The following is a 7229-nucleotide window of genomic DNA, read 5'->3' on the forward strand; positions in this document are numbered from 1 at the left end:
TGGCTGTTTTACGCGTATGACAGGATACGGAGGACGGTTGTGGCGCACGTCTTCGGTGAACGCACTCTGGCCACACTGGAGCGTCTTCTGAGCCTGCTGTCGGCCTTTGAGGTCGTGGTATGGATGACGGATGGCTGGCCGCTGTATGAATCACGCCTGAAGGGAAAGCTGCACGTTATCAGCAAGCGTTACACTCAGCGCATTGAGCGACATAATCTGAATCTGAGACAACATCTGGCAAGGCTGGGACGGAAGTCACTGTCGTTCTCAAAATCGGTGGAGCTGCATGACAAGGTCATCGGGCATTATCTGAACATAAAACACTATCAGTAAGTTGGAGTCATTACCCTGGACACCGTTGACGTAAAAAAGAAAGGCGTGCATACCCGCTATTTAATATTACTGATTATTTTTATTGTTACCGCCGTTAACTACGCCGATTGTGCAACGCTGTCTATTGCTGGTACCGAAGTGGCAAAAGAGTTGCAGTTAAGTACGGTTTCGATGGGTTACATCTTCTCCGCTTTTGGCTGGGCCTACCTGCTGATGCAAATTCCCGGCGGCTGGCTGCTTGATAAGTTTGGCTCGAAAAAAGTTTACACCTACAGCCTCTTTTTCTGGTCGCTATTCACCTTCCTGCAAGGCTTTGTTGATATGTTCCCGCTGGCCTGGGCAGGGATCTCTATGTTCTTTATGCGCTTTATGCTCGGCTTCTCGGAAGCGCCATCATTCCCGGCGAACGCCCGTATTGTCGCCGCCTGGTTCCCGACGAAAGAACGTGGTACTGCCTCCGCCATCTTTAACTCGGCGCAATATTTCTCGCTGGCGCTCTTTTCGCCTCTGCTTGGCTGGCTGACTTTCGCCTGGGGCTGGGAGCACGTCTTCACCGTTATGGGGGTGATTGGTTTTGTGCTGACGGCGCTGTGGATCAAGTTGATTTATAACCCGACAGATCACCCACGTATGTCTGCGGAAGAGCTGAAGTTTATCTCTGAAAATGGCGCGGTGGTCGATATGGACCACAAAAAGCCGGGCAGCGCGGCAGCAAGCGGTCCCAAACTGCATTACATCAAGCAATTGCTCTCTAACCGCATGATGTTGGGCGTATTTTTCGGACAATATTTTATCAACACCATCACCTGGTTCTTCCTCACCTGGTTCCCGATTTATCTGGTGCAGGAAAAAGGCATGTCGATTCTGAAAGTGGGTCTGGTCGCCTCGATTCCGGCACTGTGTGGTTTTGCGGGCGGCGTGCTGGGAGGTGTCTTCTCGGATTATCTGATCAAACGCGGTTTATCCCTGACCCTGGCACGTAAGCTACCGATTGTGCTGGGAATGTTGCTGGCTTCCACCATCATCTTATGTAACTACACCAACAACACCACGCTGGTGGTCATGCTGATGGCGCTGGCTTTTTTTGGCAAAGGATTTGGTGCTCTGGGCTGGCCGGTGATTTCTGACACCGCGCCGAAAGAGATTGTTGGCCTCTGTGGCGGCGTCTTTAACGTCTTTGGCAATGTTGCCTCCATTGTCACTCCACTGGTGATTGGCTACCTGGTAAGTGAACTGCACTCCTTCAATGCAGCACTGGTTTTCGTGGGATGTTCAGCGCTGATGGCGATGGTCTGCTACCTCTTCGTAGTTGGCGACATTAAACGTATGGAATTGCAGAAATAAGCAAAGGTATAAGCGATGAATAACGATGTTTTCCCGAATAAATTCAAAGCCGCACTGGCTGCGAAACAGGTACAAATTGGTTGCTGGTCAGCACTCTCTAACCCGATTAGCACTGAAGTTCTTGGTTTGGCTGGGTTTGACTGGCTGGTGCTGGATGGCGAACATGCGCCAAACGATATTTCCACGTTTATTCCGCAGTTAATGGCCCTGAAAGGCAGCGCCAGCGCGCCAGTAGTGCGAGTGCCGACCAACGAGCCGGTAATTATTAAGCGTCTTCTGGATATCGGTTTCTATAATTTCCTGATTCCTTTTGTAGAAACAAAAGAGGAAGCAGAGCAGGCGGTGGCATCAACTCGTTACCCGCCGGAAGGCATTCGCGGCGTCTCCGTTTCTCACCGCGCCAATATGTTTGGCACCGTGGCGGATTATTTCGCTCAGTCGAACAAGAACATCACTATTCTGGTCCAGATAGAAAGTCAGCAGGGCGTAGATAACGTCGATGCTATTGCCGCTACCGAAGGTGTAGACGGTATCTTCGTCGGCCCCAGCGATCTGGCTGCGGCATTGGGCCATCTCGGCAATGCCTCGCATCCGGATGTACAAAAAGCAATTCAGCATATTTTTAACCGTGCCAGTGCGCACGGCAAACCCAGCGGTATTCTCGCGCCGGTCGAAGCCGATGCGCGTCGTTATCTGGAATGGGGCGCGACGTTTGTGGCTGTCGGCAGCGATCTTGGCGTCTTCCGCTCTGCCACTCAGAAACTGGCTGATACCTTTAAAAAATAACCACCACCGCAACAAGAGAGATGATTGATATGACTATGAAAGTTGGTTTTATTGGCCTGGGGATTATGGGTAAACCAATGAGTAAAAACCTTCTGAAAGCAGGTTACTCGCTGGTGGTTGCTGACCGTAACCCAGAAGCTATTGCTGACGTGATTGCTGCAGGTGCAGAAACAGCGTCTACGGCTAAAGCGATCGCTGAACAGTGCGACGTCATCATAACCATGCTGCCAAACTCCCCTCATGTGAAAGAGGTGGCGCTGGGTGAGAATGGCATTATTGAAGGCGCGAAGCCAGGTACGGTATTGATCGATATGAGTTCTATCGCACCGCTGGCAAGCCGTGAAATCAGCGAAGCGCTGAAAGCGAAAGGCATTGATATGCTGGATGCTCCGGTGAGCGGCGGTGAACCGAAAGCCATCGACGGTACGCTGTCAGTGATGGTGGGCGGCGACAAGGCTATTTTCGACAAATACTATGATTTGATGAAAGCGATGGCGGGTTCCGTGGTGCATACCGGGGAAATCGGTGCAGGTAACGTCACCAAACTGGCAAATCAGGTCATTGTGGCGCTGAATATTGCTGCGATGTCAGAAGCGTTAACGCTGGCAACTAAAGCGGGCGTTAACCCGGACCTGGTTTATCAGGCAATTCGCGGTGGGCTGGCGGGCAGTACCGTGCTGGATGCCAAAGCGCCGATGGTGATGGACCGCAACTTCAAGCCGGGCTTCCGCATTGATCTGCATATTAAGGATCTGGCGAATGCGCTGGATACTTCTCACGGCGTCGGCGCGCAACTGCCGCTCACAGCTGCGGTTATGGAGATGATGCAGGCACTGCGTGCAGATGGTTTAGGAACGGCGGATCATAGCGCTCTGGCGTGCTACTACGAAAAACTGGCGAAAGTCGAAGTTACTCGTTAATGACGTCGTGCCCGGATGGCGTATTGCAATCCGGGCCTGGAATCCACGCCGAATAAGAGAAACGCCCTCCGGCGTCATGTGGTAACAGGCATAGGTATGAAAATCGTAATCGCCCCAGACTCTTATAAAGAAAGTTTATCTGCCAGCGAGGTTGCGCAGGCGATAGAAAAAGGATTTCGGGAAATTTTTCCTGATGCACAGTACGTTTCTGTTCCGGTTGCCGACGGTGGCGAAGGAACGGTGGAAGCGATGATTGCAGCCACCCAGGTTTCCGAACGTCACGCCTGGGTTACAGGGCCGTTGGGCGAGAAAGTGAATGCCAGTTGGGGGATCTCCGGCGATGGCAAAACCGCGTTTATTGAAATGGCGGCGGCCAGTGGGCTGGAGCTGGTACCTGCGGAAAAACGCGATCCACTCGTGACCACTTCACGCGGCACAGGCGAGTTAATCCTGCAGGCGCTGGAGAGCGGTGCGACAAACATTATTATCGGCATTGGCGGCAGCGCTACAAATGATGGCGGCGCAGGCATGGTACAGGCGCTGGGGGCGAAATTATGCGACGCCAACGGCAATGAAATTGGTTTTGGCGGCGGTAGTCTTAATACTCTGAATGATATTGATATTTCCGGCCTCGATCCGCGCTTAAAAGATTGCGTCATTCGCGTCGCTTGTGATGTCACCAATCCGCTGGTGGGCGATAACGGCGCATCGCGCATCTTTGGCCCACAAAAGGGAGCCAGTGAAGCGATGATTGTTGAGCTGGACAATAACCTCTCTCACTATGCCGAGGTCATTAAAAAAGCGCTGCATGTTGATGTGAAAGATGTCCCCGGCGCAGGAGCTGCGGGCGGTATGGGCGCGGCGCTGATGGCGTTTCTTGGTGCGGAACTGAAAAGTGGTATTGAAATCGTCACTACGGCGCTGAATCTGGAAGAACATATTCACGATTGTACGCTGGTGATCACCGGTGAAGGGCGTATTGACAGCCAGAGTATTCACGGCAAGGTACCGATTGGTGTCGCAAACGTGGCGAAGAAGTACCATAAACCGGTGATTGGCATTGCGGGTAGCCTGACCGATGATGTTGGCGTTGTACATCAGCATGGCATTGATGCGGTCTTCAGCGTATTGACCAGCATAGGTACGTTGGACGAAGCATTCCGCGGGGCTTATGACAATATCTGCCGTGCTTCACGTAATATCGCCGCGACACTGGCGATTGGAATGCGCAACGCGGGGTGACAAGGGCGCGCAAACCCTCTATACTGCGCGCCGAAGCTGACCAGACAGTCGCCGCTTCGTCGTCGTCCTCTTCGGGGGAGACGGGCGGAGGGGAGGAAAGTCCGGGCTCCATAGGGCAGGGTGCCAGGTAACGCCTGGGGGGGAAACCCACGACCAGTGCAACAGAGAGCAAACCGCCGATGGCCCGCGCAAGCGGGATCAGGTAAGGGTGAAAGGGTGCGGTAAGAGCGCACCGCGCGGCTGGTAACAGTCCGTGGCACGGTAAACTCCACCCGGAGCAAGGCCAAATAGGGGTTCATAAGGTACGGCCCGTACTGAACCCGGGTAGGCTGCTTGAGCCAGTGAGCGATTGCTGGCCTAGATGAATGACTGTCCACGACAGAACCCGGCTTATCGGTCAGTTTCACCTGATTTACGTAAAAACCCGCTTCGGCGGGTTTTTGCTTTTGGAGGGGCAGAAAGATGAATGACTGTCCACGACACTATACCCAAAAGAAAGCGGCTTATCGGTCAGTTTCACCTGATGTACGTAATAAACCGTTCCGGCGGGTTTCAGATTGTTGAGTGCGCTTTATTCATGCCGGATGCGGCGTGAACGCCTTATCCTGCCTACAAAAGCACGCAAATTCAATATATTGCAGAGATGGCGTAGGCCTGATAAGCGTAGCGCATCAGGCATTTTTGCGGTTGCCATCAGTTTCAAACCCGCGTCAGTGAGTTTTTGCTTTTGGTGCACAGGGTAAGATGAATGAATATCTACGGTATTAATTATAGATTTTGTAAGAAGTTATTAAGTCTATATTGCATTTGAAAGGTCGTAATCATACGTATATTCCTCTCTGGTAAAATATAGATTCTCTGAGTTATATGCTTCATATGCGTTATATTCTTCGACTTCAAAGCCATTGTCCGAAGAATTTTCGTCTTTCTCGAGGGTATTAACTCTTCTGAGCTGGAGTCTTCTATGTTTAAATCCATAGTATAATTAATTTGGGGGACGACCAGATAAGCATTTTCTTTGATATTTTCATAATCTTCAATGATTATATCGATGTAATCATATGTTTTTTTTTTGATGAGAATTCTTTCATCTCTGGTAATTTAATTCTGTTCAAGCAATTGTTGATTTTCGATGAGCTTTTATATATTTCTTTTGTTAATTCATTTTCTAATTTATCTGTAAGAGTTGCCCTTGGTATAGATTTTATAATTGCAAATCTCATAATTTTTAATTGTTCTTCGGTAATGTCTCCAAGCTCATTTAAACAACTTTCGACAAACTTGATTTTTTCTTCAGAATACATATCGCTAATACTTATTAAAACAGGCGTTATTTTTAGTAAATAATCCCAGGAGATTGTGGCGTTTTGTGTTGAACTAACAAAATTAACCTGAAACATGTTGGCATTAGTAAAATTTGTTGAATCCAATTTAAAAGGATTTAGAATAGTATTAGCCATATGTTTATCTGTGAAATCATAATAATCTAAATCGACATTACGTAAGTCCAGAGAGGATAGATCAACTATATCTCCAGTCCCACAACTAAAGGTTGCGTTCAACCTCCTGATTTCATTGTAAATATCTTTTAATGGACAATTAGCATTGATATTGCCTGTAGATATTTCCTGGTTTTTTAACGGTTCATTAATGGTAAGTTCGCAGGTATTGTCCGATCGTTGAATAATTTGGGCGTTATAACCTAAAAAATCCAGACGAAGAAACGAGTCATTATAAAGAATTACATTTTGTAAGTACGCTAATTCTTTTTGAAAATCACCAGTGATAATACATTTTCCACCTGGTTGTAACGCGTTAAGTAAAGTGACCATTTGAATAGAGGTCTGTTTTAGTTTTTCTATACCTGGTGCTAGTGCTTCGAGATTATTTTCTATGGGGATTTCAGGAAGGTCATTCATTTTTCGACGGACTAAATCACTACTAATATCATTACCAATTGATGAAACAGGGAACATTATTTTATCCTTTATAAATAATCAATAAAAATCATTATTAAAATGATCGGGTGAAAAAAAGAGAATTTGCCAACAATCTGAAGTAATGCAGGTTTTATTAAAGTGCGTAGGGGCTGTTAAGATGGCTTCTTTTTGGGTGAACTTTGCGCAATACTTAGAAATCGTCTCCTTAATACATTCCAGCTCTTTTTTATTGACGGCTGAGCAAGTACATTGTTCACCAAAAGGTGCAAAAGTGCCTACATCTAATGTTTGTATGATATAATTATCATGTTCTCCTGTAGAAATATCTATGATGAATGGACTCATATTTTCCGGTTGGATTCGGATCATGACAGAAGGAACATCGCCTTGATAGAAATTCAATGCAGTAATTGCAGGTAATGCTGCCAACTTACTGATAGTGTTTTATGTTCAGATAATGCCCGATGACCTTGTCATGCAGCTCCACCGATTTTGAGAACGACAGTGACTTCCGTCCCAGCCTTGCCAGATGTTGTCTCAGATTCAGATTATGTCGCTCAATGCGCTGAGTGTAACGCTTGCTGATAACGTGCAGCTTTCCCTTCAGGCGTGATTCATACAGCGGCCAGCCATCCGTCATCCATACCACGACCTCAAAGGCCGA

The 7229-nt window shown here is 48.1% G+C and carries 5 protein-coding genes, 1 other RNA gene and 3 pseudogenes; 6 read left to right on the top strand and 3 right to left on the bottom strand.

What is annotated here, in order from left to right:
- The 6 genes and pseudogenes from BHE85_RS07930 to rnpB all read left to right on the top strand — a co-directional run.
- Nucleotides 1-333 (top strand): annotated as a pseudogene (locus BHE85_RS07930) (IS1-like element IS1X2 family transposase); the annotation flags it as partial.
- A 9-nt stretch (nucleotides 334-342) separates the two neighbouring features.
- Entirely contained in the window at nucleotides 343-1677 is a 1335-nt protein-coding gene (gene garP, locus BHE85_RS07935) for a galactarate/glucarate/glycerate transporter GarP (RefSeq protein WP_024258041.1), read from the top strand.
- 15 nt (nucleotides 1678-1692) lie between these two features.
- Entirely contained in the window at nucleotides 1693-2463 is a 771-nt protein-coding gene (gene garL / locus BHE85_RS07940; protein ID WP_001058227.1) for a 2-dehydro-3-deoxyglucarate aldolase, read from the top strand.
- A 29-nt stretch (nucleotides 2464-2492) separates the two neighbouring features.
- Nucleotides 2493-3383 carry a 2-hydroxy-3-oxopropionate reductase gene (gene garR, locus BHE85_RS07945; RefSeq protein WP_001303675.1) on the top strand — a complete coding sequence of 297 codons (891 nt, stop codon included), beginning with the start codon at nucleotides 2493-2495 and terminating at the stop codon, nucleotides 3381-3383.
- A gap of 96 nt (nucleotides 3384-3479) precedes the next feature.
- Nucleotides 3480-4625 carry a glycerate 2-kinase gene (gene garK / locus BHE85_RS07950; protein ID WP_039064257.1) on the top strand — a complete coding sequence of 382 codons (1146 nt, stop codon included), beginning with the start codon at nucleotides 3480-3482 and terminating at the stop codon, nucleotides 4623-4625.
- Between the two features lie 32 nt (nucleotides 4626-4657).
- Nucleotides 4658-5034: RNase P RNA component class A (gene rnpB, locus BHE85_RS07955), an RNA gene on the top strand.
- 387 nt (nucleotides 5035-5421) lie between these two features.
- Here the strand turns inward: rnpB and BHE85_RS07960 are convergent.
- From BHE85_RS07960 to BHE85_RS07970, 3 genes and pseudogenes are all read right to left on the bottom strand, one after another.
- A pseudogene (locus tag BHE85_RS07960) lies at nucleotides 5422-6601 on the bottom strand (YhaC family protein).
- A gap of 21 nt (nucleotides 6602-6622) precedes the next feature.
- Nucleotides 6623-6985, bottom strand: a pseudogene (locus BHE85_RS07965) (hypothetical protein); the annotation flags it as partial.
- 10 nt (nucleotides 6986-6995) lie between these two features.
- Nucleotides 6996-7229 (bottom strand): IS1 family transposase (locus BHE85_RS07970; RefSeq protein ID WP_001393844.1); only part of this gene is annotated, 234 nt, incomplete at its 5' end.

Origin of the sequence: Shigella sp. FC1567, assembly GCF_001743015.1 — a bacterium.
GTDB lineage: Bacteria > Pseudomonadota > Gammaproteobacteria > Enterobacterales > Enterobacteriaceae > Escherichia > Escherichia coli.

Coding starts and splice junctions, on each gene's coding strand:
- garL (WP_001058227.1), top strand. CDS start 1,693: ATGAATAACGATGTTTTCCCGAATAAATTCAAAGCCGCACTGGCTGCG.
- garR (WP_001303675.1), top strand. CDS start 2,493: ATGACTATGAAAGTTGGTTTTATTGGCCTGGGGATTATGGGTAAACCA.
- garK (WP_039064257.1), top strand. CDS start 3,480: ATGAAAATCGTAATCGCCCCAGACTCTTATAAAGAAAGTTTATCTGCC.